This is a genomic window from Oceanicola sp. 22II-s10i, assembly GCF_002210105.1.
GTDB lineage: Bacteria > Pseudomonadota > Alphaproteobacteria > Rhodobacterales > Rhodobacteraceae > Pseudooceanicola.
The window spans coordinates 120650-146891 of sequence record NZ_AQQU01000006.1 but is presented as its reverse complement, the minus strand read 5'-3'; the positions used below and the strand labels follow the sequence as shown (position 1 = coordinate 146891).

29 protein-coding genes are annotated in these 26242 nt (G+C 65.8%); 10 read left to right on the top strand and 19 right to left on the bottom strand.

Annotation, left to right across the window (positions count from 1 at the left end; genetic code table 11):
• The first annotated feature begins 151 nt into the window (after positions 1-151).
• Together uvrA and ATO6_RS15905 are read left to right on the top strand one after the other, a co-directional pair.
• Positions 152-3016, top strand: coding sequence for an excinuclease ABC subunit UvrA (gene uvrA, locus ATO6_RS15910; protein WP_088625007.1), 2865 nt, complete (start codon positions 152-154; stop codon positions 3014-3016).
• 68 nt (positions 3017-3084) lie between these two features.
• Complete coding sequence (locus tag ATO6_RS15905; RefSeq protein WP_141102023.1) at positions 3085-3318, top strand: hypothetical protein; 234 nt, start codon at positions 3085-3087, stop codon at positions 3316-3318.
• A gap of 22 nt (positions 3319-3340) precedes the next feature.
• Here ATO6_RS15905 and ATO6_RS15900 read toward each other — a convergent pair whose 3' ends face one another.
• From ATO6_RS15900 to ATO6_RS15870, 7 genes are all read right to left on the bottom strand, one after another.
• On the bottom strand, positions 3341-3835 hold the full coding sequence (locus ATO6_RS15900) for a hypothetical protein (protein ID WP_088625006.1): 495 nt from the start codon (positions 3833-3835) through the stop codon (positions 3341-3343).
• A gap of 39 nt (positions 3836-3874) precedes the next feature.
• Positions 3875-4300 carry an excinuclease ABC subunit A gene (locus ATO6_RS25485; RefSeq protein ID WP_254919177.1) on the bottom strand — a complete coding sequence of 142 codons (426 nt, stop codon included), beginning with the start codon at positions 4298-4300 and terminating at the stop codon, positions 3875-3877.
• Between the two features lie 103 nt (positions 4301-4403).
• A complete protein-coding gene (locus ATO6_RS15890) occupies positions 4404-4607 on the bottom strand; it encodes a DUF2892 domain-containing protein (RefSeq protein WP_088625005.1) in 204 nt (67 codons plus the stop codon).
• 78 nt (positions 4608-4685) lie between these two features.
• The gene (mmsB, locus tag ATO6_RS15885; protein ID WP_088625004.1) at positions 4686-5558 is read right to left on the bottom strand and encodes a 3-hydroxyisobutyrate dehydrogenase; all 873 of its coding nucleotides are present in this window, start codon (positions 5556-5558) and stop codon (positions 4686-4688) included.
• Between the two features lie 13 nt (positions 5559-5571).
• The gene (locus tag ATO6_RS15880) at positions 5572-6606 is read right to left on the bottom strand and encodes an enoyl-CoA hydratase/isomerase family protein (protein ID WP_088625003.1); all 1035 of its coding nucleotides are present in this window, start codon (positions 6604-6606) and stop codon (positions 5572-5574) included.
• Positions 6603-7745 (bottom strand): acyl-CoA dehydrogenase family protein, encoded by a 1143-nt coding sequence (locus tag ATO6_RS15875; protein WP_088625002.1) that lies wholly within the window; start codon positions 7743-7745, stop codon positions 6603-6605. Before ATO6_RS15875 ends, ATO6_RS15880 begins: the two co-directional genes overlap by 4 nt.
• A gap of 109 nt (positions 7746-7854) precedes the next feature.
• The gene (locus tag ATO6_RS15870) at positions 7855-8274 is read right to left on the bottom strand and encodes a hypothetical protein (RefSeq protein ID WP_088625001.1); all 420 of its coding nucleotides are present in this window, start codon (positions 8272-8274) and stop codon (positions 7855-7857) included.
• 193 nt (positions 8275-8467) lie between these two features.
• Here ATO6_RS15870 and ATO6_RS15865 point away from each other — a divergent pair, with 193 nt between their 5' ends.
• Positions 8468-8890, top strand: coding sequence for a YkgJ family cysteine cluster protein (locus tag ATO6_RS15865; protein WP_176440968.1), 423 nt, complete (start codon positions 8468-8470; stop codon positions 8888-8890).
• Between the two features lie 30 nt (positions 8891-8920).
• Here ATO6_RS15865 and ATO6_RS15860 read toward each other — a convergent pair whose 3' ends face one another.
• Entirely contained in the window at positions 8921-9445 is a 525-nt protein-coding gene (locus ATO6_RS15860; protein ID WP_088624999.1) for an RICIN domain-containing protein, read from the bottom strand.
• Between the two features lie 158 nt (positions 9446-9603).
• The gene (locus tag ATO6_RS15855; protein WP_088624998.1) at positions 9604-11103 is read right to left on the bottom strand and encodes a CoA-acylating methylmalonate-semialdehyde dehydrogenase; all 1500 of its coding nucleotides are present in this window, start codon (positions 11101-11103) and stop codon (positions 9604-9606) included.
• A gap of 98 nt (positions 11104-11201) precedes the next feature.
• Here ATO6_RS15855 and ATO6_RS15850 point away from each other — a divergent pair, with 98 nt between their 5' ends.
• The 3 genes from ATO6_RS15850 (at position 11202) to coaD (ending at position 13188) form a co-directional block, all read left to right on the top strand.
• Entirely contained in the window at positions 11202-12092 is an 891-nt protein-coding gene (locus tag ATO6_RS15850) for a LysR family transcriptional regulator (RefSeq protein WP_088625191.1), read from the top strand.
• A 73-nt stretch (positions 12093-12165) separates the two neighbouring features.
• On the top strand, positions 12166-12600 hold the full coding sequence (locus tag ATO6_RS15845; RefSeq protein WP_088624997.1) for a CBS domain-containing protein: 435 nt from the start codon (positions 12166-12168) through the stop codon (positions 12598-12600).
• Between the two features lie 90 nt (positions 12601-12690).
• The gene (coaD, locus tag ATO6_RS15840) at positions 12691-13188 is read left to right on the top strand and encodes a pantetheine-phosphate adenylyltransferase (RefSeq protein ID WP_088624996.1); all 498 of its coding nucleotides are present in this window, start codon (positions 12691-12693) and stop codon (positions 13186-13188) included.
• Between the two features lie 9 nt (positions 13189-13197).
• Here the strand turns inward: coaD and ATO6_RS15835 are convergent, their stop codons facing one another.
• Positions 13198-14130 carry an alpha/beta fold hydrolase gene (locus ATO6_RS15835; RefSeq protein WP_088625190.1) on the bottom strand — a complete coding sequence of 311 codons (933 nt, stop codon included), beginning with the start codon at positions 14128-14130 and terminating at the stop codon, positions 13198-13200.
• Between the two features lie 82 nt (positions 14131-14212).
• Entirely contained in the window at positions 14213-14356 is a 144-nt protein-coding gene (locus ATO6_RS25125) for a hypothetical protein (RefSeq protein ID WP_176440967.1), read from the bottom strand.
• A gap of 188 nt (positions 14357-14544) precedes the next feature.
• Here ATO6_RS25125 and ATO6_RS15830 point away from each other — a divergent pair, with 188 nt between their 5' ends.
• Entirely contained in the window at positions 14545-15558 is a 1014-nt protein-coding gene (locus tag ATO6_RS15830) for a serine hydrolase (RefSeq protein WP_088624995.1), read from the top strand.
• Positions 15559-15617: 59 nt separating this feature from the next.
• Here the strand turns inward: ATO6_RS15830 and gap are convergent, their stop codons facing one another.
• Positions 15618-16619 (bottom strand): type I glyceraldehyde-3-phosphate dehydrogenase, encoded by a 1002-nt coding sequence (gene gap, locus ATO6_RS15825; RefSeq protein WP_088624994.1) that lies wholly within the window; start codon positions 16617-16619, stop codon positions 15618-15620.
• Positions 16620-16766: 147 nt separating this feature from the next.
• Here gap and ATO6_RS15820 point away from each other — a divergent pair, with 147 nt between their 5' ends.
• Positions 16767-17174: a DoxX family protein gene (locus ATO6_RS15820; RefSeq protein ID WP_254919176.1), complete on the top strand. Its 408-nt coding sequence runs from the start codon at positions 16767-16769 to the stop codon at positions 17172-17174.
• Here the strand turns inward: ATO6_RS15820 and ATO6_RS15815 are convergent.
• Both ATO6_RS15815 and tkt read right to left on the bottom strand, forming a co-directional pair.
• Positions 17171-18106: a D-2-hydroxyacid dehydrogenase gene (locus ATO6_RS15815; RefSeq protein WP_088624993.1), complete on the bottom strand. Its 936-nt coding sequence runs from the start codon at positions 18104-18106 to the stop codon at positions 17171-17173. The genes ATO6_RS15820 and ATO6_RS15815 overlap by 4 nt on opposite strands.
• 73 nt (positions 18107-18179) lie before the next feature.
• Positions 18180-20195 (bottom strand): transketolase, encoded by a 2016-nt coding sequence (tkt, locus tag ATO6_RS15810; protein ID WP_088624992.1) that lies wholly within the window; start codon positions 20193-20195, stop codon positions 18180-18182.
• Between the two features lie 208 nt (positions 20196-20403).
• Between tkt and ATO6_RS15805 the strand changes: the two genes are divergently transcribed.
• Together ATO6_RS15805 and ATO6_RS15800 are read left to right on the top strand one after the other, a co-directional pair.
• On the top strand, positions 20404-20916 hold the full coding sequence (locus ATO6_RS15805) for a hypothetical protein (RefSeq protein ID WP_088624991.1): 513 nt from the start codon (positions 20404-20406) through the stop codon (positions 20914-20916).
• A complete protein-coding gene (locus ATO6_RS15800) occupies positions 20916-21311 on the top strand; it encodes a cell division protein ZapA (RefSeq protein ID WP_088624990.1) in 396 nt (131 codons plus the stop codon). The genes ATO6_RS15805 and ATO6_RS15800 overlap by 1 nt, the downstream gene beginning before the upstream one ends.
• 75 nt (positions 21312-21386) lie before the next feature.
• Here the strand turns inward: ATO6_RS15800 and grxD are convergent, their stop codons facing one another.
• From grxD to ATO6_RS15775, 5 genes are all read right to left on the bottom strand, one after another.
• Positions 21387-21749, bottom strand: a complete 363-nt coding sequence (gene grxD, locus ATO6_RS15795; protein WP_088624989.1) for a Grx4 family monothiol glutaredoxin — start codon at positions 21747-21749, stop codon at positions 21387-21389.
• Between the two features lie 53 nt (positions 21750-21802).
• On the bottom strand, positions 21803-22036 hold the full coding sequence (locus ATO6_RS15790) for a BolA/IbaG family iron-sulfur metabolism protein (protein ID WP_088624988.1): 234 nt from the start codon (positions 22034-22036) through the stop codon (positions 21803-21805).
• Positions 22037-22102: 66 nt separating this feature from the next.
• Positions 22103-24262, bottom strand: a complete 2160-nt coding sequence (purL, locus tag ATO6_RS15785; protein WP_088624987.1) for a phosphoribosylformylglycinamidine synthase subunit PurL — start codon at positions 24260-24262, stop codon at positions 22103-22105.
• A 130-nt stretch (positions 24263-24392) separates the two neighbouring features.
• Positions 24393-24923 carry a hypothetical protein gene (locus tag ATO6_RS15780; protein WP_088624986.1) on the bottom strand — a complete coding sequence of 177 codons (531 nt, stop codon included), beginning with the start codon at positions 24921-24923 and terminating at the stop codon, positions 24393-24395.
• Between the two features lie 347 nt (positions 24924-25270).
• Positions 25271-26191 (bottom strand): LysR family transcriptional regulator, encoded by a 921-nt coding sequence (locus ATO6_RS15775; protein ID WP_088624985.1) that lies wholly within the window; start codon positions 26189-26191, stop codon positions 25271-25273.
• Between the last annotated feature and the right edge of the window lie 51 nt (positions 26192-26242).

Below are 26242 nucleotides of genomic sequence, written 5' to 3'. Positions count from 1 at the left end.
CCGGTCGGGAGATGCTGCGTTGCCGTGCATATAGCATTCAGTTATTTGAATGTGAAGGCTTCATGTAATCAGTTCTGCAAATGTTCTCATTTTCCTGTTGGAACGCCCCCGCGCTTCAACTATTTCTTAACCACTCATTGCCGGGGGTGTCATGGCCGAGCTGAAGCACATCGAGGTTCGCGGGGCGCGCGAGCACAACCTCAAGAACATCGACGTCGACATCCCCCGCGATCAGCTGGTGGTGATCACCGGCCTGTCGGGGTCGGGGAAATCGTCGCTGGCGTTCGACACGATCTATGCCGAGGGGCAGCGCCGCTATGTGGAATCGCTGTCTGCCTATGCGCGCCAGTTCCTCGACATGATGGAAAAGCCCGACGTCGACCATATCAGCGGCCTGTCCCCGGCGATTTCCATCGAGCAGAAGACGACGTCCAAGAACCCGCGTTCGACCGTCGGGACGGTGACGGAGATCTATGACTACCTGCGTCTGCTCTTTGCCCGCGCGGGGACGCCCTATTCCCCCGCCACCGGACTGCCGATCGAGGCGCAGCAGGTGCAGGACATGGTCGATCGCGTGATGGCGATGGAAGAGGGGACCCGCGCCTATCTGCTGGCGCCGATCATCCGCGACCGCAAGGGCGAGTATCGCAAGGAATTCGCGGAGCTGCGCAAGCAGGGCTTCCAGCGGGTCAAGGTCGACGGCGCGTTCTACGAGCTGGACGATGCGCCCACGCTGGACAAGAAGTTCCGCCATGACATCGACGTGGTTGTCGACCGGATCGTCGTGCGCGCGGGGACCGAGACCCGGCTGGCGGATTCGTTCCGCACCGCGCTCGATCTGGCCGACGGGATCGCGGTGCTGGAAACCGCGCCGAAAGAGGGCGAGGGCGAGCCGGAGCGGATCACCTTCTCCGAGAATTTCGCCTGTCCGGTCAGTGGCTTCACCATCCCCGAGATCGAGCCGCGGCTGTTCTCGTTCAACGCGCCCTTCGGCGCCTGCCCCGTCTGCGACGGGCTGGGGGTGGAGCTGTTCTTTGACGAACGTCTGGTTGTGCCCGACGCGCAGCTCAAGATCGCGGACGGGGCGCTGGCGCCGTGGCGGAAGGGCAAGTCGCCCTATTTCCTGCAGACGATCGAGGCGCTGGCCAAACATTACGGGTTCGACAGGAACGCGCGATGGAAGGACCTGCCCGAGAAGGTGCAGCAGGTGTTCCTCTATGGTTCGGGCGAGGAGGAGATCCTGTTCCGCTACGACGAGGGCGGGCGCGTCTACCAGGTGACGCGGACCTTCGAGGGCGTGATCCCGAACATGGAGCGCCGCTATCGCGAGACGGATTCGTCCTGGGTGCGCGAGGAGTTCGAGCGGTTCCAGAATAACCGGCCCTGCGGCGCCTGTGGCGGCTACCGACTGCGCGAAGAGGCGCTGGCGGTCAAGATCGGCGGGCTGCACGTGGGGCAGGTGGTCGAGATGTCGATCCGCAAGGCGCTCGACTGGGTCGAGGGCGCGCCGGAAAGCCTGTCCAAGCAGAAGAACGAAATCGCGCGGGCGATCCTGAAGGAAATCCGCGAGCGGCTCGGCTTCCTGAACAACGTGGGGCTGGAGTACCTGACGCTGTCGCGGAATTCGGGCACGCTGAGCGGCGGCGAAAGCCAGCGCATCCGGTTGGCGAGCCAGATCGGGTCCGGCCTGACGGGCGTGCTCTATGTGCTGGACGAACCCTCGATCGGGCTGCACCAGCGGGACAACGGGCGGCTGCTGACCACGCTGAAGAACCTGCGCGACCAGGGCAACACCGTGATCGTGGTCGAGCATGACGAAGAGGCGATCCGCGAGGCCGATTACGTCTTTGACATCGGGCCGGGGGCCGGGGTGCACGGCGGGCAGGTCGTGGCCAAGGGCACGCCGGGCGAAATCGCGGCGGATCCCGCCAGCCTGACGGGGCAGTACCTGTCCGGCGCGCGTGAGATCGCGGTGCCGGCCGAGCGGCGCAAGGGGAACAAGAAGAAGATCACCGTGGTCAAGGCGGTCGGGAACAACCTGAAGGACGTGACGGCCGACTTCCCACTGGGAAAATTCGTTTGCGTGACGGGGGTTAGTGGCGGCGGTAAATCCACGCTGACCATCGAGACGCTGTTCAAGACGGCCTCCATGCGGCTGAACGGTGCGCGGCAGACGCCCGCGCCCTGCGAGACGATCAAGGGGCTGGAGCATCTGGACAAGGTCATCGACATCGACCAGCGGCCCATCGGGCGGACTCCGCGTTCGAATCCGGCCACTTACACCGGGGCCTTCACCCCGATCCGAGATTGGTTCGCGGGCCTGCCAGAGGCCAAGGCGCGGGGCTACAAGCCCGGCCGGTTCAGCTTCAACGTCAAGGGCGGGCGCTGCGAGGCGTGCCAGGGCGACGGGGTCATCAAGATCGAGATGCACTTCCTGCCCGACGTCTACGTGACCTGCGAGACCTGCAAGGGCGCGCGGTACAACCGCGAGACGCTGGAGATCAAGTTCAAGAACAAGAGCATAGCCGACGTTCTTGATATGACGGTCGAAGATGCGCAGGAGTTCTTTACCGCGGTGCCGAGCATCCGCGAAAAGATGGACGCGCTGATGCGGGTCGGTCTGGGCTACATCAAGGTGGGCCAGCAGGCGACGACGCTTTCGGGCGGCGAGGCGCAGCGGGTGAAGCTGTCGAAGGAACTGGCGAAACGGTCCACCGGGCGGACGCTCTATATCCTCGACGAGCCCACGACGGGTCTGCATTTCGAGGACGTGCGCAAACTGCTCGAAGTGCTGCACGAACTGGTGGATCAGGGAAACTCGGTCGTGGTGATCGAGCACAATCTCGACGTCATCAAGACGGCGGATCATCTGATCGACATCGGGCCCGAGGGCGGGAACGGCGGTGGGACCATCGTCGCCACCGGCACGCCCGAGGAAGTGGCCGAGGTCGAAGCCTCGCACACCGGACGATTCCTCAAGGAAATGCTCAGACCCCGGCGGGCGGCCGCCGAGTGACGTCTGAGGGGCGTTGAACCCCGTCCGCCCGTTCCGCGTTGAGGGGAAAGACCTTAACGGAGGACATCATGGTCGGACGAATGGTGAAACGCTTCGCACTTGGAATGTTGATCGGGATCGCCGCTCGGCAGGTATCACGCGCCATGGCCAGAGGTATGGGCAAGAGCGCACGACGGTCGCGCCACGATACCGTGCGTGATGCGGGGCCGGGACAGATGCGGAACCCGCCGCGTCGGTGGGATCGTGTCGACGAGGAGGTCGATCAGAGCTTCCCCGCGAGTGACCCGCCGGGGAACTACTGAACAGATGCGGCGAGGACGGGCCTCAGAACCGGACGGACATGTGGTCGTTTACGCGGTCGATGACCTTCCGGCTTTGCAGGTCCGCGCGGAAGATTTCGTTGCCCAGCCGGAAATAGGTCCAGCCGTCGCGCGGTGCGGGCAGGCCGTGGCGGTCACGGTTGAACAGGATGGACACGTTTTCGGGGAGCGTTTCGCCGGGGGCATAGGTGGCGATAGCGGGCACGGGGATGTCGCGCGGGCCGTAGGCTGACACGTAGGCCGGTCCGGTCCGCACCGGCGCGGTGACGAAGCGGGCGCTCGAGATCTCGCGCGGCCGGGACGTGTCGGCGGGCGCCGAAGCCGTTGTCTGAGTCCGGGAAAACCCGCCCGGTCCGTTGAACAGGCTGGTGCTGCCCACATTGCGGCTGTCGGCGCTTACGCAGCGGGCGTTGCCGGCGTTTATCAGGCATTGCGCCTGCGCCACGGCTGGCAGGGTCATGGCCGCGGCAACGGCCGATATGCGAATAATGGTCAGCATTTTTCTTACTTTAGTCGTCAGATTTGCGGGCGAAAGCGGTTATCCGCCCAGAATGGCGGTTGCCAGACCGATCAGCGACAAAACCTCGTTGGTCTGGCGGTCCACGCGGATCACGTAGTCCCCGGAGCGGTAGTAGGTGCCGTAGGGATCGAGCGCGTAGCGGCCCGGATCACGAATCAGAACGAGGTCGTTGTAGTCGATGATCCGGTCACCGGCCCGGTAGCGGTGGTGATGGCGATCCTCATCGCGGTCGCGGCGCGAGTCGTGTTTCTTGGCCTGACCGGGCGGGACACAGGCGGGCGACTTCTTGGCCAGGCCCGGCGGGCAGAAGCGGTTGGCTTCCTGGTAGCTGCGCTCGACCTGATGGCGTTTGCCGTGTCCCTTGCCGTGCCCCTTGTCCTTGGCGGCGACGGCGCCGGGCACCATCATCAGGGCGATTGCGGTAGCTGCGATAACACGTTGCATTGCGTTTCTCCTGTCTGGCCTGTGACGGCAGAGTTGCAGGAGAAACGGCCCCGACCGTGCGCGGGTTCCCTCTGCCCATCGATCTTCGGTGGGCTTTCGCCGATCACTTCTTGAGCGGGCAGGTGCTGAAACCGAACAGGGAATAGATCGGGCAGGTCCCGACAAGGCCTGTCACAAGCGGGATGATACCGATCAGGTAGACCCAGCGAAGCGATGCTTCGGTGTTCAGGAAAAAGCCCGCGATCAGGGCAAGGCCGACGACGATGCGCAGGATACGGTCGAGGCCACCGACATTTTTGGAAAACATGGAAAATCCCCGGTGAATTGTTACACCGGGGATCATACATTCTGCTTTCGTAATGTTAAGATGCGTTTTCGGCGCAGCTTATCCCCGTCCGCGCTTTTCGAACCGGGGCAACATGGCGCTGAAGTCGCGGCCCGCGCCGTCCTCCTTCTCGACGAACTGTTCGTAGAGCGCGGCGGCGGCCTGACCCATGGGCGTGTCGGCATCCACGGCGGCGGCGGCCAGTTGCGACAGGCGCAGGTCCTTGAGCATCAGGTCGGCGGCGAAACCGGGCTTGTATCCGTTGTCGGCGGGCGATTGCGGCCCGACTCCGGGGGCGGGGCAATAGGCGTTCATCGTCCAGGAATAGCCCGAGGAGGTCGAGACGACGTCGAACATCGCCTGACGGTCGAGGCCCAGCTTGTCGGCCAGCGCGAAGGCCTCGCAGGTGGCGATCATGGTGACGCCGAGGATCATGTTGTTGCAGATCTTGGCCGCCTGTCCGTTGCCCGAGGGGCCGCAATGCACGGCCTTCTGGCCCATGATGTCGAACAGCGGTTTCGCCTTGGCGAAGGCGTCGTCGCTGCCCCCGACCATGAAGGTCAGCGTGCCCGCGACCGCCCCGCCGGTGCCGCCCGAGACGGGGGCGTCGAGGGCGAGAAGCCCGGCCTTGTCAGCCTGTTCCGCGACGGCCCGCGCGCTTTCCACGTCGACCGTGGAGCAGTCGAGGAAGACGGCGCCCGCATCCATCGCCGGCAGGATCTCGTCCGCCACGGCACGCAGGATCTTGCCGTTCGGCAGCATGGTGATGACGACCTCGCGCCCCGCTGCGGCCTCTGCCGCGGTGCCCGCGCGGGTGACGCCGTCGACGCTGACGTCTGCGGTGTCGAAGCCGGTCACCTCGTGACCCGCCTTGGCAAGGTTGGCGGCCATGGGTGCGCCCATGTTGCCGAGGCCGATAAATCCGATCTTCATGGTGGGTCCTCCCTCAGAATGTCAACTCGTCATCCCCGAGCGGGGCGAGCATGCGCGCGACATCGGCGTCGGGGACGCTGGTCAGCGCGTGTTTCCAGCGCGGGTTGCGGTCGCGGTCGATGATCTGGGCGCGGATGCCTTCCAGGAAATCGCCGTGCTCCATCGCGCGGTAGACATAACGGTATTCCTGGCTCAGTGCTTCGCGCATGCCCCCGGCCTCCTTGCGCAGGTTGGCCAGCATCCGGAGCGTGCAGGCCATCGCGAGCGGCGAATTGCGCAGCAGGGCCTTGCGGACGCCCTTGGCGAACTCGTCCCATTCCGCATCGCTGGAAACGGCGATGGAGGGCAGGTCGCCCGAGGTGAAGAGGCGGTCGATCACCTCCTGATGCTCGGCGAGGGCCGCGGCAGGGGCGGTGACGGCAGCGCGCTCGACGGCGGCGATGTCGCCGGTCCGTTCCATCTCGGCGGTCAGGGCGGGCCATTCGCCTTCGGGCAGGTAGTGGTCGGCAAAACCCGCGCGGATCGCATCGCCCGCGCCCATCCTGGCGGCTGTCAGGCCGAGGTATTCGCCCAGCCGTCCCGGCGCGCGGGCCAGCATCAGCGAACCGCCGACGTCCGGCACCAGCCCGATGCCGCATTCCGGCATGGCGATCTGGCTGCTGTCGCCGACGACCCGGTGCGAGGCGTGGCACCCGACCCCGACGCCGCCGCCCATGACATAGCCCTGCATCAGGGTGACGATGGGCTTGGGATATTCGGCCATCTTGAGATTCAGCCGGTATTCGTCGCGCCAGAAGGTCCGGCCATAGTCGAAATCCCCGGCGCGGCCGCGATTATAGAGTTCCTCGATATCCCCGCCGGAGCAGAAGGCCCGGTCGCCCGCCGCGTCGATCACGACCAGCGCGACGGAGTCGTTCCCGGCCCAGTCGTCCAGCGCGGCCTCGATGGCGTTGGCCATGTCGTAGGTCAGCGCGTTCAGCGCCTTGGGACGGTTGAGCGTTATGCGGCCCGCGCGGCCCGCGATGCGGATCAGGATGTCGTCGGTCATCGGGCGGCCAGCATGTGGCGGGCGGTGATCAGGCGCATGATCTCGTTCGTCCCTTCAAGGATTTCGTGTACCCGCAGGTCGCGGACCAGCTTCTCGATCCCGTAGTCGGACAGATAGCCGTAGCCGCCGTGCAGTTGCAGGCACTGGTTGGTGATGCGGCTGCCCGCTTCGGTGACGAACTTCTTGGCCATGGCGCAGAACTTGGTGGCGTCCGGGGCCTTCTGGTCCAGCTTCCACGCTGCCTGCCGCAGGAAGGTGCGGGCGGCCTGCAACTCGATCTCCATATCGGCGAGGCGGAACTGCAGCGCCTGGAACTGGTCGATCGGCTGGCCGAAGGCCTTGCGCTCGCCCATGTAGGCCAGCGTCGCGTCCAGCGCGGCCTGCGCGGCGCCGAGCGAACAGGCCGAGATGTTCAGCCGCCCGCCGTCGAGGCCCATCATGGCGTAGGTAAAGCCCTTGCCCTCTTCGCCGACGAGGTTGGTGGCGGGGACCTCGCAATTGTCGAACTGGACCTGCCGGGTCGGCTGACTGCGCCAGCCCATCTTGTCCTCCAGCCCGCCGAAGGACAGGCCGTCCGCGCCGTCCTCGACATAGAGCGTCGAGACGCCCTTGGGCCCCGCATCGCCGGTGCGGCACATCACGACATAGGCGTCGGAATAGCCGCCGCCCGAGATGAAGGCCTTGGTGCCGTTCAGCCGGTAGCCTTCGTTCGTCCGCTCGGCGCGGGTCTTGAGCGCGGCGGCGTCGGAGCCGGAGCCGGGTTCGGTCAGGCAGTAGCTCAGCACGGTGTCCATCGAGATCGCGCCGGGCAGGACGCGGTCGCGCAGGCTGGCGTCCGCGAAGGCGTCGATCATCCGCGCGCACATGTTGTGGATAGACAGGAACGCCGCGACCGAAGGACAGGCCATCGACAGCGCCTCGAACACCAGCGTGGCGTCCAGCCGGGACAGGCCCGCGCCGCCGTTCTCCTCGCTGACGTAGAGCCCGCCGAAGCCAAGCTCACCGACCTTGGGCCAGAGGGCCTTGGGGATCGTGCCCTCGGCCTCCCACTTGCGGGCGTGGGGGGCGATCTCGGCCTGCCCGAAGGCATGGGCCATGTCGAAAATCGCCTGTTGTTCCTCGGATAATGCGAAGTCCAACCTTTCCTCCCTCTTTGCTCCCCCGGCATCCTAGTCTTGCAGAATGCGGGCTGAAAGGCGAAAGGGCACAAAAGGGTTTTGCGTTTTTGCGGGCGTCGGGCCCGCAGGATCAGACTTCTTCGGCCATTAGTGCAGCGATGCTTCGGGCATCGAGGCCCAGAATGTGAAGCGCTTCGGTTTCGGAGGCGACGACCCTGTGGACAAGTCCGGGGATGCCCTGCCAGCTCTTGAGGATCTGGTGCGACAGGCGCTGTGCGGGTTCCGTGGGCGCGATGTAGACGTTCACGGTCTCGGCGGCCTGCGGCACGAACATCTCGGTCTTCTGCGCGTGCAGCCGGAACAGGGCAACGTAGTCCGGTTCGAACCCGGTCACGGCGCTCAGGTCGATCAGCTGGGCGAGGCCGGGGCGGAACAACGGATCCTGCGCAAAGCGGCCGAGTGCCTCGAAACTTTCGGCGACGCGGGCATGTCCTTCGAAGCGGACGTAGACAAGGCCGCGGCGCGGCAGGATGCGGTAGGTGACGGGCATGTGGTCTCGGGATTGATCCGGCGGGCGGCCAGTGTCGTCAGCTTTCGGGCATAACGTCAAGTATTCATGCGGAAATGCTGTCGGCACGCGCGCGCATGACCCCACTTCTCAGCCTGCGTGCGGCGTTGTATCATCTGCTCAGCGCATCGCCGTCGGTCCTGTAGCCGCCGGCCGGCGTGTCGGATCCCCAGAATTGAAAAACACATCCGCTGTGGAGTGTCTGGCCTGTGGTGCCTGCTGTTTCGGCAAGCACGACCGGTATATCGCTCTGTTCCCCGAAGACCTGACCCGTGGCCTGCCCGAAAACGCGCTGAACCGTATCGACGGGCGCACTTACATGCGCATGGAGAACGGCCATTGCGCGCAGTTGACGCTGACGGAGTCGGGTGCGCTGGCCTGCGCCGTCTACGAGGCGCGACCGACCGCCTGCCGCGCGTTCCGGGCGGGCAGTTTCGAATGTGGACGCTCGCGGGCGCACCGGCTGGTCGAGGCCGATGCGATGCGCCAGCGCGAGCCGGTGCCCGTTCGGTTGCCGCCGGTGCAGGTCCCTGCCGCCGAAATCGCGGTCACCGGGCTGAGGCGTGGCGGCCTGTCGGACCCCGGCGCCGCGCATTGAGTGGATGTTCTCGCGGTTCGGGCCGTCAGATCAGTTTACCCAGCGATCGGTCGGCTCGAGCTGCCAGAACTGCCCGCTGAAGTTGGCGCAGCGGGTCAGGTGGGGCATGTTGTCCTCGGGCCCGCCGTTGAAGATGTCGAGGCACTGGTCCGGGCCACGGAACTGCGTGGACAGGCGGACATAGCCGTCGCCCGCCGGCGTGATGCGCCAGAGCTGGCCCGTGAAATTCGCACAGGGCGTCAGGTGTGGCTGGTTGTTGCGCGGCCCGCCGTTGTAGATGTCCAGGCACATATTGGCGCCGCGGAACATCGTGGTCAGCCGCCACATCCCGCCGTCGGCGGGTGTCAGCCGCCAGTACTGGCCGGAAAAGTCGCCCCAGAGCGACAGGCGGGTGTCGTTGTTCCGGTTGCCGCCGTTGATCACGTCGAGCGGCATGTCGGGGCCCTTGAACTGGGTGTTGAGCCGATAATAGCGGTTCGTGTCGATATTCTGCGCCAGTAGCGGCTGAGCCGTGACGAGCAGGCATCCGAGGATCAGGTTTTTCAGGAAACGCATCAAGGAAATCTCCGGTTCACAATGGTGTGCGGAGCTTATCCTTACTGCGGCTACAAGGGTTTGGAAGCCGTAAGAGCAGCGACGGTGCCGTAATTCGACGGTGTCTTATTTTCCGGGCAGGGCGCGGAGGGCGCGATGGCGCGCCCTCCGATTTTGGCTCAGTCCATCGCCTTGAAGTGGAACTCGCCACCTTCCTTCAGGCCCGAGGGCCAGCGGGCGGTGATGGTCTTGGTCCGGGTGTAGAACTTGAAGGCATCCGGCCCGTGCTGGTTCAGGTCGCCGAACACGGATTTCTTCCAGCCGCCGAAGGTGTGGTAGGCCAGCGGCACCGGGATCGGGACGTTTACGCCGACCATGCCGATGTTGATCCGGTTGGCGAAATCGCGGGCGGTGTCGCCGTCACGGGTGAAGATCGCGGTGCCGTTGCCGTACTCGTGGTCCATCGCCAGCTTCAGCGCCTCTTCGTAGCTGCCCGCGCGGACGGTGGACAGGACCGGGCCGAAGATCTCGGTCTTGTAGATGTCCATGTCCGGCGTGACGTTGTCGAAGAGGTGCGCGCCGACGAAGAAGCCGTCCTCGTAGCCCTGAAGTTTGAAGTCACGCCCGTCGACCACCAGTTTCGCACCCTGGTCCACGCCCGTCTGGACGAGGCGCAGGATGTTTTCCTTGGCGGCCTTGGTGACGACAGGGCCGTAATCCACATCGTTGCCGGCGGTGTAGGGGCCGACCTTCAGCTTCTCGATGCGGGGGACCAGCTTTTCGATCAGACGGTCGGCGGTTTCGTCACCCACCGGGACGGCGACCGAGATCGCCATGCAGCGTTCGCCCGCCGCGCCATAGCCCGCGCCGACCAGCGCATCGGCTGCCTGGTCCATGTCGGCGTCCGGCATGATGATCATGTGGTTCTTGGCGCCGCCGAAGCACTGCACGCGCTTGCCGTTCGAACAGCCGCGGCCATAGATGTATTCCGCGATCGGGGTGGAGCCGACAAAGCCGATCGACTGGATCACCGGGTGGTCGAGGATGGCATCCACCGCTTCCTTGTCGCCGTTCACGACCTGCAGGATGCCCTTGGGCAGACCCGCCTCTTCCAGCAGTTCCGCCAGCATCAGCGGGACGGAGGGGTCGCGTTCGGACGGCTTCAGGATGAAGGCGTTGCCGCAGGCGATGGCCGGGGCGAACATCCACATCGGGATCATGGCGGGGAAGTTGAACGGCGTGATTCCCGCCGTGACGCCAAGGGGTTGGCGCATGGAGTACATGTCGATGCCGGGCCCGGCGCTGTCGGTGTACTCGCCCTTCAGCATCTGCGGCGCGCCGATGCAGTATTCGACGACCTCAAGCCCGCGCTGCACGTCGCCGGCGGCGTCGGGCAGGGTCTTGCCATGCTCGCGGCTCAGCGCCTCGGCCAGCTTGTCCATGTCGCGGTTCAAAAGGTCCACGAACTTCATCAGGACCCGCGCGCGGCGCTGCGGGTTGGTCGCTGCCCAGTCGGGCTGGGCGGCGGCGGCGATCTGGACCGCCTTGTCGACTTCGGCCGCGGATGCCAGCGGCACCTTGGCCTGAACCTCGCCCGTTGCGGGGTTCATGACGTCGGCGAAACGGCCGGACGTGCCCTTGGTGTGGGAACCGTTCAGGTAGTGGGTCAGTTCATTCATGGGGACCTCCCTTTCTCGCGCGGGATGCTAGGCTTGCATTTTGCAGGGTGAAAGGGGAAATCCTTCAAACATGCTTTGCGAGAATGCAGGGTGGCCTGATGAACTGGGACGATCTGAAAATGTTCCTCGCCGTGGTGCGGGAGGAAAGCCTCTCGGGCGCCGGGAAGCGGCTGAGGGTCGATCCGGCTACTGCAGGACGCCGCATCGGACGGCTCGAGGAAGAGATCGGCCAGACGCTTTTCGCGAAATCTCCGCAGGGCTATGCGCCGACCGAGGCCGGGCAACGCCTGATCCGCCACGCCGAAGTGGCCGAGCAGGCGATTCTGGCGGCCGAGGAGGAACTGCGCGGCCAGTCGGGCAAGCTGTCCGGACAGATCAGGCTGGGCGCGCCGGACGGGGTGGCGAACTTCCTGCTGCCACAGGTCTGCGCCGCGATCGTCGAGGACAACCCGGATCTGGAGGTGCAGATCGTCGCCTTGCCACGCCTGTTCAACCTGACGCGGCGAGAGGCGGACATGGCGATCACCGTCTCGGCCCCGACGGCGGGTCGGCTGACGGTGCAGAAGATCAGCGACTACCACCTGCATCTTGCCGCGTCGCGGGACTATTTGCACCGGCAGGACGCGATCCGCGAACCGCAGGATCTGAGCGGACACAGGATGATCGGCTACATCCCCGATATGATCTTCGACAAGGAGCTCGACTATCTGGCCGAGCTCGGGGTCGAACGGGTGTCGTTGGCGTCGAATTCGGTCATGGTGCAGTTCAGCTGGATCCGGCAGGGCGGGGGGCTTGGCATCGTCCACGATTTCGCACTGCCGTCGGCGCCGGGCGTCGAGAAGGTGCTGGGCGACGCGATCGCGCTGACCCGGTCGTTCTACCTCGTGCGCCATGCGGACGACACGCGGCTGGAGCGGATGAACCGCTTTACCGCGCTGCTGACCGACGGGATCCGGCGTGAAATCGCGCGGCTCGAAGCTCTGACTTGACAGATTGTCGCAGGTGGCAGAGCCTCGGAGACCCGGAAAGGAGGAGTCCGGGACCCCATAGGGAGACACCACCATGCTCGTTCAGCAGATTCTGAGATCCAAGGGCAGCGAGACCGTGATCACCACGCGGCCCGATACCACCATTACGGATGTCGCGCGGCTCTTGTCGGAGCACAGGATCGGGGGCGTGGTGGTGTCTTCCGACGGGCGGAAGGCCGATGGCATCCTGTCCGAACGCGATATCGTCCGCGCCCTTGCGGCGCGGGGGCCGTCGTGCATGACGGAACCGGCCAAGGCGCTGATGACGCCCGATCCGGTCTGCTGCGGGCGCGACGACACCGCCGACCAGGTTCTGGGAAAGATGACCGAAGGCCGGTTCCGCCACATGCCGGTGACGGATGACGGAGTTCTGGTGGGCATCGTGACCATCGGCGACGTGGTCAAGGCCAAGCTCAGCGAGCTGAGCCACGAGAAGACCGCGCTGGAAGACATGATCATGGGTCGCTGACATCGCGGTTGTGAAACCCCGCTGCTGCCCTTGCATTCCCCAGCGTAATATTGTTGCGTGCGCCGCAAACCTCACGACGCGGAGACGGTAATGCGCATCGGCCTTTATCCCGGCACCTTCGACCCCATTACACTGGGACATATCGACATCATTCGCCGGGCGACCGCCCTGGTCGACAGGCTGGTTATCGGCGTCGCCATCAACCGCGACAAGGGACCGCTGTTCTCGCTCGAGGAACGGGTCGAGATGCTTGAAGCGGAATGCGTGAAGCTGGCCAAGGAGACCGGCATCGAGATCGTCGTGCATCCCTTCGAGAACCTGCTGATCAACTGCGCCCGCGATGTGGGTGCGGGCGTGATCGTGCGCGGCCTGCGCGCGGTGTCGGATTTCGAATACGAGTTCCAGATGGTCGGCATGAACCGCGTTCTGGATTCCAGCGTCGAGACGGTGTTCCTGATGGCCGAGGCCAAGCACCAGTCCATCGCCTCCAAGCTGGTCAAGGAAATCGCCCGGCTCGACGGCGATGTCTCGGCCTTCGTGACGCCCGCCGTCAACGAACGTCTGCTGGCCAAGCTGGGCAAGACCTGAGGCGCGGCCTCACTTCATCGACTGGCTGGCGCGGCGGATGAACGCCGCGCATTCCTCGGGGCGGGTCACTGGGATCATGTGCCCGCCGTCGATCATCTCAAGCCCCATCTGCGGATAGCGCGACACGAACGTTGTGCCGTGCAGTTCCGGGTCGAGGATCCGGTCCTGCGCGCCGTAGAGGATGCGGATCGGCAGCGTCAGCTTGTGATACTGCCGCTGCATCGCCGGCATGTCGTCATTGGCCGTCACGAAATCGCGGCTGGTCTCGATGAAATGGGCCGGACGCAGGGACAGCAGTCCACCGCCCTCGACCAGATAGCTGTCCGGCACCTCTTCGGGGCCGAAGATCAGTTCCTGCACCGGTTCCGGCCTGCGGATCATCGTGGGCACGGCAAAGGTCCAGCCGGTGAACCGGCGCAGCCAGTCCCACGGGATGTTGAGCGCGTCGAAGGCTTCGGAAAAGCTGTCGACCGGCAGGGTGAACGGGGCCAGCAGCGCCAGACCGCGCACCGGCTGCCGCCCGCGCAGCCCGATGCCGAGCGCGATGGCACCGCCGAGCGAATGGCCGACGATCAGCGGGCGTTCGATGCCGAGCGCCTTGATGGCCTCTTCGATCAGTTCCGCATGGGCGGTGATGCTGGTCGCGGTGCCCGCGCGGCGTTCGGAATAGCCCGCGCCGGGGCGGTCGATCAGGGTCACGCGGTGATCGCGCGCCAGATCCTCGGCCAGCCCGGTGTCGAAATTCCCCATCTGACCGCCGAGGCCGTGGATCATGACGATGTCCGGGCCCTTGCCGGTGGTCAGGTAGTGCAGGCGACCGGAGGAGATCTCGACGAAGCTGCCGCGTGGCGGCACGACCTTTTCGACCTCGCGCTTCTTGAGCCAGGTGTAGATCACCAGGCCCAGCAGGATCAGGCCCACGACAATGACGATGCTCGCCATTATCAACACGCCGGCCGGCAGGTTCGCCATTTCTCTCTACCTCGCTCAGATCGGGCCTATTCCGGCCCATTATCGGTGCAGTCTAGCGCCAGAATGCCAGCCATTCCACGAAATCCGCAAATTTCTTGGCCAGAAACAGTGTGTTGGACCAGCCGAACACAATAGCATCCAGACCCAGAAAGAGCGCGATCAGAAGCCCGAGTGCGATGGCGAGTTGATTGGTCATTGGCCGTCCGGCTGGATTGCATGTCGGCTATGCCTCAGCCCGGTCCGCGGATCAAGCCACCGCGCAGAGATGGTGCGGGGCTTGGCGTGCAGGCGCAACATCCGGCAGAGAACCGGCTGACGTGCATGTGATGCCATGCTGGCGTGGCGGGAATTGATCGCCGGGGCGGTCGGTGCAAATCCAATGTCATGAGACACGCCATACCCATCACCCGCCGTCACCTGCTGGTCACCAGCGCCGCCTTCGCCAGCCTCGGGGCGCCCCTGCGCGCGCAGGAGGACCGCTGGCGCGCGGTGGCCGAGGCCGCCGAGGGCTTTTCGCAGCTGCACGCCATCGCGGTGGCGCAGGACGGGGAGACGGTGCTGGAATCCGCGCCGCGCGGGCCGGGGCTGGACCGCCCCGCAAACGTGAAATCGGTGTCCAAGAGCATCGTGGCCCTGCTTCTCGGCGTGGCGATCGACAAGGGCGCGCTGCCGGGCGTGACGGCGACGCTGGGCGATGTGGCCCCCCGGCTGATCCCGCGTGGCGCCGACGACCGGGTGGCGGCGCTGACGATGGAGGACCTCGTCACCATGCGGGCCGGGCTGGAGCGGACGTCGGGCCCGAACTATGGCGGTTGGGTTGCCAGCGGCAATTGGGTTGCAGATGCCCTGTCGCGGGATTTCGAGGCCGAGCCGGGCGGGCGCATGCTCTATTCCACCGGCTCGTTCCACGTGCTGGGCGCCGCGCTGTCCGAGGCGACGGGCGAAAGCCTGCTGTCGCTGGCGCGGTCGTGGCTGGGCCGTCCGCTGGGGATCGACATCCCGCCGTGGACCCGCGATCCGCAGGGTCGCTACATGGGCGGCAACGAAATGGCGCTCAGCCCCCGCGCGATGCTGCGCATCGGCGAGATGGTGCGGCAGGGCGGCGAATGGAACGGGACGCGGGTGGTCAGCCAGGCGTGGCTCGACACCTCGGCCGAGCCGCGCGCGCGGTCGCCGTGGTCGGGGCTGGGCTATGGCTATGGCTGGTTCCTGGGCGGGCAGGGGCGCGGTCGCTACCTGCTGGCGCGGGGCTATGGCGGGCAGGTGATCTGCGTGATGCCCGAGGCGGGCGTAACGCTGGCGATCACCTCGGATCCGCTGCAGCCTGCCCGGTCGGACGGCTATTTCGGCGCGCTGCAGGACCTGATCGAAGGGCCCGTCAGCGAAGCCGCCGCCTGAACGCGAAACGCCCCGGCACAGGGCTGGGGCGCTTCACGATCGCTGCACATGCGGATCGGTCAGTTCAGGCGGCCCATGGCGGCGGCCACGTCGGCCATCCGGCATGAGAAGCCCCATTCGTTGTCATACCACGCCAGCACGCGGACCAGCCGCTTGCCGATGACCTTGGTCTGGTCGGGGGCGAAGATCGACGATTCCTCGGTATGGGAGAAGTCGATGGAGACCTTGGGTTCCGGATCGTAGCCCATGACGGCGGACATCGGGCCCGCGACGGCCTCGCGCACGACTTCGTTCACGTCGGCCTCGGTCACGTCATTGCCGGCGAGGAAGGTTAGGTCCACCGCCGAGACGTTGGGTGTCGGCACGCGGATGGCCGAGCCATCCAGCTTGCCCTTCAGCTCCGGCAGCACCTCGCCGAGCGCCTTCGCCGCGCCGGTCGAGGTCGGGATCATCGACATCGCCGCCGCGCGGGCGCGGTAGAGGTCCTTGTGCCGCCGGTCCAGCGTCGGCTGGTCGCCGGTATAGGCGTGGATCGTGGTCATGATGCCCGATTCGATGCCGATGGCGTCGTTCAGCACCTTGGCCAGCGGGGCGAGGCAGTTGGTGGTGCAGGACCCGTTCGAGATCATCGTGTCCCCGGCCTGCAGGTCGCGGTGGTTCACGCCAAAGACGATGGTCTTCTGCACGTTCTTGGCCGGGGCCGAGATCAGCACCTTCTTGGCGCCGCGCTCAAGGTGCACCTTGGCCTTGTCGCCGTCGTTGAAATTGCCCGTGCATTCGAGGACGACGTCGACCCCGGACCAGTCCAGCTCGTTGGGATCATAGGTGGAAAACACCTCCATCGGGCCGCGGCCGATGTCCATGGTGTTGCCGTCGGTCGTGATCTTGCCGCCGAACCGGCCGTGCACGCTGTCGTAGCGCAGGAGGTGGGCCGAGGTCTCGATCGGGCCGGTGGCGTTCAGCTTGACGACCTGAACGTCGTTGCGGGCGCTTTCGGCGATATGGGCCAGCGTGCAGCGGCCGATGCGTCCGAACCCGTTGATGCCGATGGTGACGGTCATGTTGGCTCTCCTGTCAGGGAATTCGGGGGCGGTATAGGCCGAAAAGGTCACGGAAATAAAGCGCGAAAGCCGATGTTTTCCAGTGTGTTAGCGATAACCTTGGATCAATCGGCGATGGTGGCGCTAACCGTTCGCGCAGGCTGCGCTATGTGGTGGGGCATGGTGGAACGGGATCACAGAGCGACAGGGGGCACGGCGGCGGATTTGGCCGTGCTGGTCGGGCGCATCCTGATCGCCACGCTGTTTCTGGGGGGCGCGGTGCAGAAGGCGACCGATCCCGCGCCGGTCGAGGGGTTGCTGGCGGGCTTTGGCTGGCCGGTCTGGCTGGTCTGGCCCGCGCTGGTGTTCAACGCGCTGACGGGGGTGGCCCTGATCGCCGGGGTCTTTGTCCGGCCGGTGGCCGCCGCGCTGGCGGTGTATTGCGGCGTGACCTCGGCCTTCCACTTCCTGCCGGACGATCCCTGGCAGATGACGATTTTCGTCAAGAACTGGGCCATCGCGGGCGGCTGTCTGGTTCTCGCCGCCCACGGGGCCGGTCGGTTCCGGCTGGGCTAGAGGACGCGGTTCTTCAACGCGTCCGCGCCGCCTGTCTTCCACGCGGCGAGGTTGCCCGTGATGATCGGCGCGCCCTGTATCGCATAGCTGTCCGAGAACCCGCCGATATGCGGGGTGATGATCGCCCGCTCCATGTCCCAGAGCGGATTGTCGGCGGGCAGCGGCTCCTTGGCGAAGACGTCGAGCCCCGCGCCGCCGATGATGCCGTCGCGCAGGGCGTCGGCCAGCGCATCCTCGTCGATCACCGGGCCCCGCCCGAGCGAGATCAGGTAGCCGTCGGGGCCAAGCGCCTTGAGCACCTTGGCATCCACGCTGCCCCGGCTTTTCTCGGTCAAGGGCGCTAGGATGCACAGGAAATCCGCATCCGCCGCCGCCTGTTCCAGTTCGTCGTACCGGTAGATGCGGGAGAGGCCCGCCATCTCGGTCCGCCCGTCCGACACGCCGGTGATGTTCATCCCGAAGGGCTGGGCGCGGTCCACCAGCGCTTCGGCGATCGCGCCGAGTCCGAAGATGCAGAGCGTCTTTCCCGTCAGGATCGGCACCGGCCACCGGGTCCATGCGTGATCCTTCTGGTGCGCCAGCGTCTCGCGGAAGCGGCGGGGCAGGGTCAGCATCATCAGGATGGCGTATTCCGACATCTGCGGCCCGTGCGCACCGGCCAGCGAGGTCAGCGCGACGCCTTCGGGCAGTGTCAGCTTCTGGATATGGTCGGTGCCTGCGGACAGCGCCTGAATCCATTTGAGCCGGGGCATCGCCGCGAGGACCTCGTCGGTCAGGCCGGCGCCCATGGTGATCAGGATCTCGGTATCCGCCCCGAGCGCCTTGGCCTCGTCGCCCTTGCGGGCGGTCGCGATCTCAAGTTCGGGGTTCAGTGCCTTGATTTCGCGGGCGAAATCTTCGGCGTTCGGGGCAAAGAGCAGTATCTGCGCCATGTGGGGTCCTTCCGTTCGCGGTCGGGCCCCACCTTAGGCGGGTCAGCGGGGGCGTCCAGACGCCCCGCGCCGGTCAGAGCAGCGATTTCGCCTTTTCGGCCACCGCTTCGGCAGTGATGCCGAAATGTTCGTACAGAACCTCGGCCGGGGCGGAGGCGCCGAAGCCGGTCATGCCGACGAAGCCCGCCTTGTTCTCGCGCCCGCGCTCGCCGCAGAGCCAGCGGTCCCAGCCCATGTCGACACCGGCCTCGACCGCCACGCGGACGGGGCCTGCGGGCAGCACGCGCTTGCGGGTCGCCTCGTCCTGCGCCGCGAAGAGTTCCCAGCACGGCATGGACACGACGCGGGTGCCGATCCCCTCGGCCTGCAGCAGGTCGCGCGCCTTGAGCGCGATCTCGACCTCGGAGCCGGTGGCGATCAGGATCGCCTGCCGCTTGCCCTCGGCTTCGGCCAGGATGTAGCCACCTTGCGCCACCATGTTGCGCGCCTTGTTGTCCTTGCGGACGGTCGGCACGTTCTGGCGCGTCAGCGACAGCACGGACGGCGTGTCGGTCTGGGTCAGTGCGATTTCCCACGCTTCGGCGGTCTCGACCACGTCCGCGGGGCGGAAGACCAGCATGTTCGGCGTCGCGCGCAGCATGGCCAGATGTTCGACCGGCTGGTGCGTCGGGCCGTCTTCGCCCAGACCGATGGAATCGTGGGTCATCACGTAGACCACCGGCTGCTTCATCAGCGCCGAGAGCCGCATCGCGGGGCGGGCGTAGTCGGTGAAACACATGAAGGTGCCCGAGTAGGGCCGGATCCCGCCGTGCAGCGCCATCCCGTTCATCGCCGAGGCCATGCCGTGTTCGCGGATGCCCCAGTGGACGAACCGGCCTTCGCGGTTGTCGACGTCAAAGACGCCCATGTCGGCGGTCTTGGTGTTGTTCGACCCGGTCAGGTCGGCGGACCCGCCGACGGTTTCCGGCATCACCGGGTTCACCACCTCCAGCACCATTTCCGAGGCGCGGCGGGTGGCGACCTTGGGCTCGGTCTCGACCGCCTGCTTCTTCAGCGCGCGGATGACCGAGGCCAGTTTCTTGGGTGCTTCACCGGCAAAGACGCGGTTGATCTCGGCCTGCTTGCGGTCGGACAGGGCGGCAAAGCCCTCTTCCCATGCGAAACGGTCCTTGGCGCCGCGGCGGCCGGCCTCTTCCCATGCGGACTTGATGTCTGCGGGGATTTCGAAGGCGGGGGCGGTCCAGCCATAGACCTGCCGCGCGGCCTCGATCTGCTTGGCGTCGGTCAGCGCGCCATGGCCCTTGGAGGTGTCCTGCGCGGCGTGGCCGATGGCGATGTGGGTCTTGCAGGCGATCATCGAGGGCGCCTTGGTCGCCTTGGCGGCGCGGATCGCCTCGTCGATGGCCTCGGGGTCGTGGCCGTCGATTTCCTGCACGTGCCAGCCCGACGCCTTGAAGCGCGCGACCTGATCGGTGCGGTCGGCCAGATCGACCTTGCCGTCGATGGTGATGTTATTGTTGTCCCAGAACACGATCAGGTGCCCCAGCTCATGCCGCCCTGCCAGGCCGATGGCCTCCTGGCTGACGCCCTCCATCAGGCAGCCGTCGCCGGCGATGACGTAGGTGTGGTGGTTCATCACCTTCTTGCCGAAGCGGGCGCGCAGCATCTCCTCGGCCATGGCGAAGCCGACCGAGTTGGCGATGCCCTGACCCAGCGGGCCGGTCGTCGTCTCGATCCCCTGGGCGAGGAAATTCTCGGGGTGGCCCGCCGTCCGTGCGCCGAGCTGGCGGAAGTTGCGGATTTCCTCGATCGGGAACTGTTCGTAGCCGGTGAGGTAAAGCAGGGAGTAGAGCAGCATGGAACCGTGGCCGGCGGACAGGATGAACCTGTCGCGGTCGATCCAGTTCGGCGCGGCTGCGTCGAACTTCATGTGCTTGGTGAACAGCACGGTCGCCACGTCGGCCATCCCCATGGGCATCCCGGAATGCCCGGAATTCGCGGCGGCGACTGCATCCAGTGTCAGAACGCGGATCGCGGTGGCCATGTTCCAGTGTTCGGGGTGGGCATTTCGCAGGGCAGCGATGTCCATCGGGGACTCCTCTCGGCAACGGGGCTGACCGCGCATTTACCAGCCGGGACGTGAATAGCAAGGGCGGGGAAGGGCGGAAGGCTGCTTTCGGCCGGCTCGCCTTCCGGTTGGGATTGGCGAAGTCATTGGTTAGACTGCGGAACGGTGTTCCGGGCACGGCGATTCGGTCGCAGCGCCCCGGATGGGGAACCAAGGAAGGGGTCGATCCATGAATGACAGCGAGGCACGTTTCGACGCCTTGCAGGGCCGCATCGCCGCCGCCATCGAGCGGATCGGCACCGCGGTCGAGGCGATCGACGCGCGGGCGGCGGCCGAACCGGTTGTCGAGCCTGCAGAGATCGAGGCGCTGAAACAGGCGCTTGAGGATGAGAAACTCACCAGTGCGCAGCTGCAGGAGCGGCTGAACACGCTCGCCGCCCGGCAGGAAAAGGCGAGGGCGGAACTGGAACGCGCGCTGGCCGACCAGCGCGGCGCGATGATGCAGCTGGATCAGGATCTGCAGCGTCTGCGGATTTCCAACGATCAGCTGCGCGACAGCAACGAGGCGCTGCGCGAAGCGAACCGCGCCGGCGTGCGTGAGCCGCACCTGATCAACAAGTCGATGCTGGCCGAACTGGAAGCCCTGCGCGCCAGCCGCGCCGTCGACCGGAGCGAGGCCGAGGCCATCGTCGCGGCCCTCACGCCGCTGGTCGTCAGCTCCACAGCCGCGGGAGAAGCCTGATGCCCGAGATCGAGATCACCATCGGCGGCCGCCAGTTCGAAGTCGCCTGCGCCGAGGGCGAAGAGCATTACCTGCTGTCCGCCGCCCGGATGCTGGATGCCGAGGCGACGGTCCTGACGGAACAGATCGGCCGCATCCCGGAACCGCGCATGCTGCTCATGGCCGGGCTGATGCTGGCCGACCGCACGGCGGGGGTCGAGGACAAGCTGCGCGAACTGGACGATGAACTGGGGCGGCTGCGGGCCGAGATGGAAAAGCTCCGCGCCAGCAAGCAGGAACCCAGAAAGGTCGAGGTGCCGGTCATCCCGACGCATATGAACGAGACCCTGGGCGATCTGGCCGCGCAGATCGAGGCCATGGCAGAGATGCTTGAGGACAAGGCGCGGGCGGGCTGATCGTCTGACCGCTGCTGGAAAAACGAGAAACGGGGCGCGGTTGCGCCCCGTTTTTCATGTCGGAAGCCGGAAGGATCAGGCGTTGGCCGCGCGGATCTTCTCGGCTGCGTCCTTGGAGTAGGTGATGCCGTTCGTCTCGAACAGCTGGTCCAGCTCGCCGGAGAGCGTCATCTCGGTGATGATGTCGCAGCCGCCGACGAATTCGCCCTTCACGTAGAGCTGGGGGATGGTCGGCCAGTCGGAATAATCCTTGATCCCCTGACGGATGTCCTGATCGGCAAGGACGTTCACGTCGGTGAACTCCACGCCCATGTAGTTCAGCACACCGGCCACGCGGCTGGAGAACCCGCACTGCGGCATTTCCTTGGTGCCCTTCATGAAAAGCACCACGTCGTTGGCCTTGACGGTTTCGTCGATCGAAGTCTTGACGTCGGTCATTCGTTCAGTCCTTTCCTCGGCGCATCCCGCGCCTTTCAGAATTCTGTCGGGGCTCAGGGCGCCCGTGTCGTCAGGGCCAGTGCGTGCAGTTCGCCGTTGGAGCCGTCCATCTTGCCCTTGAGCGCGGCATAGACCGCGCGCTGTTGCTGGACCCGGTTCATGCCGCGAAAGCTTTCGTCCTCGACCATCGCCGAGAAGTGCCGTCCGTCGTCGCCCTGAACCTCGATCTTCGCGTTCGGAAAGCTCGAACGGATCATTTCCTCGATGTCGTGCGCCATCAATGACATGCTCGGGTCCCCTTGGTTACTTCACGATAGATGTAATTCGCCCCGGACGGTCGCGCAAGCCGGGGGTCAGTCGAAGACCTTGCCGAAGGTGCCGCGATAGATCGCCTGAAGCTCTTCGAGCGGGGCCGAACTGCCGCCGAAGCTGACCGTGCTGCCGCCGAACTTGCCGACGCTGGCGATCGGAACGCCCGCCTTGCCGGCGGCGACCATCAGCGCCTCGGCCTGATCGAAGCCGCAGGCGATCAGGTAGCGCGCCTGATCCTCGCCGAACAGCTGCGCGGTGTCGGCGGTGTCGATGCTGACCCCGGTGCCCGCCGCTTCGGCCATTTCGAACGCGGCCAGCGCGAGGCCGCCGTCGCTGAGGTCGGTGCAGGCGCGGATGAAGGCGTGGTTGGCGCGGATGAAATCGCCGTTCCGCTTCTCGGCGGCAAGGTCCACAGGCGGCGCGTCGCCCTCGACGCGGTTATAGACCTCGGCCAGCAGGGCGGACTGGCCCAGATGGCCCTTCGTCTCGCCGACCAGCAGGGCGACATGGCCCTCGCGGGCGGTGCCGAGGATGGCGTTTCCGCTGTCCGCGATCAGGCCGACGGCGCAGATCGTGGGGGTCGGCAGGATCGCCTGACCGTCGGTTTCGTTGTAGAGCGACACGTTGCCCGAGACGATGGGCATGTCGAGCGCCTTTACCGCCTCGCCGATGCCCCGGATCGCGCCGACGAACTGACCCATGATCGCCGGTTTCTCGGGGTTGCCGAAGTTCAGGTTGTCGGTCGTCGCCAGCGGCAGCGCCCCGACGGCGGTCAGGTTGCGATAGGTCTCCGCCACCGCCTGCTTGCCGCCCTCGACCGGGTTGGCCTTGACGTAGCGCGGGGTCACGTCGGAGGTGAAGGCCAGCGCCTTCTTCGTTCCGTGGACCCGCACGATGCCCGCACCCGCGCCGGGGGTGCGCATCGTGTCGGCCATGACCATCGTGTCGTATTGTTCGTACACCCACTGCTTGGCGCAGTAGTTGGGCGAGCCGATGAGCGCCTTGAGCCCGTCGATCGGATCGACGCCGGGCACGTCGGCCAGCGGCGCGGCCTCGGGCGTGGGTTCGTGCGGACGGTCGTATTCCGGCGCGTTGCCGGAGAGCGCGCGCAGCGGCAGGTCGGCGCGGATCTCACCGCCGTGCATGATGAGGAAGCGGTCTTCGGGGATCGTCTCGCCCACGATGGCGAAGTCGAGGTCCCACTTGTCGAACACTGCCCGCGCCTCGGCCTCCTTTTCGGGCCGCAGCACCATGAGCATCCGCTCCTGGCTTTCGCTGAGCATCATCTCGTAGGCGGTCATGTTCTTTTCGCGGCAGGGCACGTTGTCGAGGTCGAGGCGGATGCCGAGCTCGCCCTTGTCGCCCATCTCGACGGCGGAGCAGGTCAGACCCGCCGCGCCCATGTCCTGGATCGAGATCACGGCGCCGGTCTGCATCAGCTCCAGGCAGGCCTCCATCAGCCGTTTCTCGGTGAAGGGGTCGCCGACCTGCACGGTCGGGCGCTTTTCCTCGATCGTCTCGTCGAACTCGGCCGAGGCCATGGTCGCCCCGCCGACGCCATCGCGCCCGGTCTTGGCGCCGAGGTAGACCACCGGCATGCCGACGCCGGAGGCGGCGGAGTAGAATATCTTGTCGGCATCGGCGAGGCCCGCCGCGAAGGCGTTGACCAGGCAGTTGCCGTTATAGGCCGGGTCGAACCGCACTTCGCCGCCGACCGTCGGAACGCCGAAGGCATTGCCGTAGCCGCCGATCCCTTCGACCACGCCGTGCACCAGCTGGCGGGTCTTTGGATGGTCGGGCGAGCCGAAAGACAGCGAGTTCATCGCGGCAATCGGACGGGCGCCCATGGTAAAGACGTCCCGCAGGATGCCGCCCACGCCAGTCGCGGCGCCCTGGTAGGGTTCGATGTAGGAGGGGTGGTTGTGGCTCTCCATCTTGAAGACCACGGCCTGTCCGTCACCGATGTCGACCACACCCGCGTTCTCGCCGGGGCCGCAGATGACCTGCGGACCGGTGGTCGGCAGGGTGCGGAGCCATTTCTTGGAGGACTTGTAGGAACAGTGCTCGTTCCACATCGCGGAGAAGATGCCGAGCTCGGTGAAAGTCGGGTCGCGATTCAGGATGCGCAGGATCTCGGCGTATTCGTCGGGTTTGATCCCGTGTGCCTCGATCAGGTCTGGCGTGATCTCTGGATCCTGCATGGTCTTCCCCCGGGCTGGCTGTCGCGAGGGCTTTACGACAACGGACCCCGCGAGGGAAGGGGGGCGGACAAAGCGCAACGGGCCGGAGCGTGTGCTCCGGCCCGGACTAGCGCCTGAGAGGCGACCTGTATCAGTTATCGACCGACTTCTCTGCGCCGGGCTCGACACCCACGGTCATGGCGGCTTGCTCGATGAACTGCTCCTTGTTCATGGCCAGCTCGATCTCGTCGCCTTCGATGTTGCCTGCGCCGAGGCTCAGCAGCATTTCCTGCGCGTTCACGCCGAGAGCTTCGTTGATCTCGACCTTGGCGGTCGCGGACCCTGCGCCATCGACATAGACTTCGCTGATGGTGCCGGCGTCGTTGCCGTCATTCAGCTTGACCATTTTGCCGACCCACGGGTTGGCGGCGTCCATCGTCTGACCTGCCAGAACGGCATTCATCGAGTCGGCCGTTTCAAAGACCTGCGTCTCGAAGGTCGTGGGCATCGGGTCCTGGTCACCCGACTGAACGGCGTCGTTCTCGGCCGTCTGACTGCCGGCGCTCGGAGCGGATGCGCCTGTGTCCGGCGCGGGGTTGGTGTCCGGTGCATTCTGCGCGGCGATCGGCGTCGCGAGAAGGGCTGCGGTGGACACGGTGGCGAGGAACTTGGTGAAGGTCATTGTAATCTTCCTTTCTTTCCGGCGCCGCGCTTGCGGCTTCGGATGGACAATGCCTGTGACGCCCGGTTTGTTCCGGTTTGGGCGTCACACATTTGTCAGAAAGAAATCTGATCCGCGTCGGTGGTTTGCACGTAGCGCGCGCTACGCGGGGAGACCGTAGCCATCGCCCGAAAACAAAAAAAAGGCCGGGGCGAACCCGGCCTAGTCCAACAGGGAGGTATGAAGATGATGAGCCGTTAGGCGACATCACCGTCACTGGCCGAAATAAGCGCCGATCTGGAATCGATCAAGGAACTTTTCGCCGCAGTTGCAACATGCCCGTCATGCATTGCGCGCATGTCACTACTTTACGGCGAATCCGTTCCGTCCGGATCCCGTTCCTTCACCCGGCGTCTGTGCGCGATGACTTCTTCCTGCACGAAGTCGCGGAATGCGGCGATCCGCTTTGAGTGCCGCAGTTCCTCGGGGAAGGCGAGGAAGACCGGAACCTCGACCGATTCGACGTCCGGCAGGACGCGTTCCAGCTGCGGGAAATCCTCGATCAGGTAGTCCGGGAGCACGCCGATCCCGAGGTTCGAGATCACGCCCTGCAGCACGCCGAAGTAGTTGTTCACCGTCAGCGTCGACCGGACGTCGTGCTGCAGCAGCCGTGCGACCAGCCCGGCCCCGGCCGCAACCTGCGCGGCGTTCGGGTTCTGGCAGATCAGCCGGTGCGCGCCGATCTCCTCGACCTGTTCGGGCTTGCCATTGGCGGCCAGATATTCCGGGCTGGCATAGCAGCGCATCCGGACCGACATCAGGCGGCGGCGGATGAGGTCGGCCTGGCTCGGCTCCTTCATCCTTATCGCGACATCGGCCTCGCGCATCGGCAGGTCCAGAACCCGTTCCTCAAGCATCAGGTCGATCTTGAGGTCCGGGTAGCGTTCGTAGAGCTTGAAAAGCCGCGGCGCGAGCCAGAGGGAGCCGAACCCGATCGTCGTCGTGACGCGCAACTCGCCGAACACCTCTTCCTCGCTGTCGCGGATCCGGGCGGTGGCGGTGTCCAGCCGCTTGGCCATCGCGCGGGTGGCGTCGAACAGCAGTTCCCCCTGTTCGGTGAGAATCAGTCCCCGTGCGTGACGGTGGAACAGGGTCGTGTTCAGCGATTCCTCGAGCGAACGGATCTGCCGCGACACCGCCGATTGCGACAGGTGCAGCGCATCGCCCGCATGGGTCAGGCTGCCGGCATCAGCGACAGCGTGAAATATTCTGAGTTTGTCCCAATCCATATCCGCAACTTTCGGGAACAGTCATGCACGGCGTGCAACATAGTTATGCCC

Coding starts and splice junctions, on each gene's coding strand:
- uvrA (WP_088625007.1), top strand. CDS start 152: ATGGCCGAGCTGAAGCACATCGAGGTTCGCGGGGCGCGCGAGCACAAC.
- ATO6_RS15905 (WP_141102023.1), top strand. CDS start 3,085: ATGGTCGGACGAATGGTGAAACGCTTCGCACTTGGAATGTTGATCGGG.
- ATO6_RS15900 (WP_088625006.1), bottom strand. CDS start 3,835: ATGCTGACCATTATTCGCATATCGGCCGTTGCCGCGGCCATGACCCTG.
- ATO6_RS25485 (WP_254919177.1), bottom strand. CDS start 4,300: ATGCAACGTGTTATCGCAGCTACCGCAATCGCCCTGATGATGGTGCCC.
- ATO6_RS15890 (WP_088625005.1), bottom strand. CDS start 4,607: ATGTTTTCCAAAAATGTCGGTGGCCTCGACCGTATCCTGCGCATCGTC.
- mmsB (WP_088625004.1), bottom strand. CDS start 5,558: ATGAAGATCGGATTTATCGGCCTCGGCAACATGGGCGCACCCATGGCC.
- ATO6_RS15880 (WP_088625003.1), bottom strand. CDS start 6,606: ATGACCGACGACATCCTGATCCGCATCGCGGGCCGCGCGGGCCGCATA.
- ATO6_RS15870 (WP_088625001.1), bottom strand. CDS start 8,274: ATGCCCGTCACCTACCGCATCCTGCCGCGCCGCGGCCTTGTCTACGTC.
- ATO6_RS15860 (WP_088624999.1), bottom strand. CDS start 9,445: ATGCGTTTCCTGAAAAACCTGATCCTCGGATGCCTGCTCGTCACGGCT.
- ATO6_RS15855 (WP_088624998.1), bottom strand. CDS start 11,103: ATGAATGAACTGACCCACTACCTGAACGGTTCCCACACCAAGGGCACG.
- ATO6_RS15850 (WP_088625191.1), top strand. CDS start 11,202: ATGAACTGGGACGATCTGAAAATGTTCCTCGCCGTGGTGCGGGAGGAA.
- ATO6_RS15845 (WP_088624997.1), top strand. CDS start 12,166: ATGCTCGTTCAGCAGATTCTGAGATCCAAGGGCAGCGAGACCGTGATC.
- coaD (WP_088624996.1), top strand. CDS start 12,691: ATGCGCATCGGCCTTTATCCCGGCACCTTCGACCCCATTACACTGGGA.
- ATO6_RS15835 (WP_088625190.1), bottom strand. CDS start 14,130: ATGGCGAGCATCGTCATTGTCGTGGGCCTGATCCTGCTGGGCCTGGTG.
- ATO6_RS25125 (WP_176440967.1), bottom strand. CDS start 14,356: ATGACCAATCAACTCGCCATCGCACTCGGGCTTCTGATCGCGCTCTTT.
- ATO6_RS15830 (WP_088624995.1), top strand. CDS start 14,545: ATGAGACACGCCATACCCATCACCCGCCGTCACCTGCTGGTCACCAGC.
- gap (WP_088624994.1), bottom strand. CDS start 16,619: ATGACCGTCACCATCGGCATCAACGGGTTCGGACGCATCGGCCGCTGC.
- ATO6_RS15820 (WP_254919176.1), top strand. CDS start 16,767: ATGTGGTGGGGCATGGTGGAACGGGATCACAGAGCGACAGGGGGCACG.
- ATO6_RS15815 (WP_088624993.1), bottom strand. CDS start 18,106: ATGGCGCAGATACTGCTCTTTGCCCCGAACGCCGAAGATTTCGCCCGC.
- tkt (WP_088624992.1), bottom strand. CDS start 20,195: ATGGACATCGCTGCCCTGCGAAATGCCCACCCCGAACACTGGAACATG.
- ATO6_RS15805 (WP_088624991.1), top strand. CDS start 20,404: ATGAATGACAGCGAGGCACGTTTCGACGCCTTGCAGGGCCGCATCGCC.
- ATO6_RS15800 (WP_088624990.1), top strand. CDS start 20,916: ATGCCCGAGATCGAGATCACCATCGGCGGCCGCCAGTTCGAAGTCGCC.
- grxD (WP_088624989.1), bottom strand. CDS start 21,749: ATGACCGACGTCAAGACTTCGATCGACGAAACCGTCAAGGCCAACGAC.
- ATO6_RS15790 (WP_088624988.1), bottom strand. CDS start 22,036: ATGTCATTGATGGCGCACGACATCGAGGAAATGATCCGTTCGAGCTTT.
- purL (WP_088624987.1), bottom strand. CDS start 24,262: ATGCAGGATCCAGAGATCACGCCAGACCTGATCGAGGCACACGGGATC.
- ATO6_RS15780 (WP_088624986.1), bottom strand. CDS start 24,923: ATGACCTTCACCAAGTTCCTCGCCACCGTGTCCACCGCAGCCCTTCTC.
- ATO6_RS15775 (WP_088624985.1), bottom strand. CDS start 26,191: ATGGATTGGGACAAACTCAGAATATTTCACGCTGTCGCTGATGCCGGC.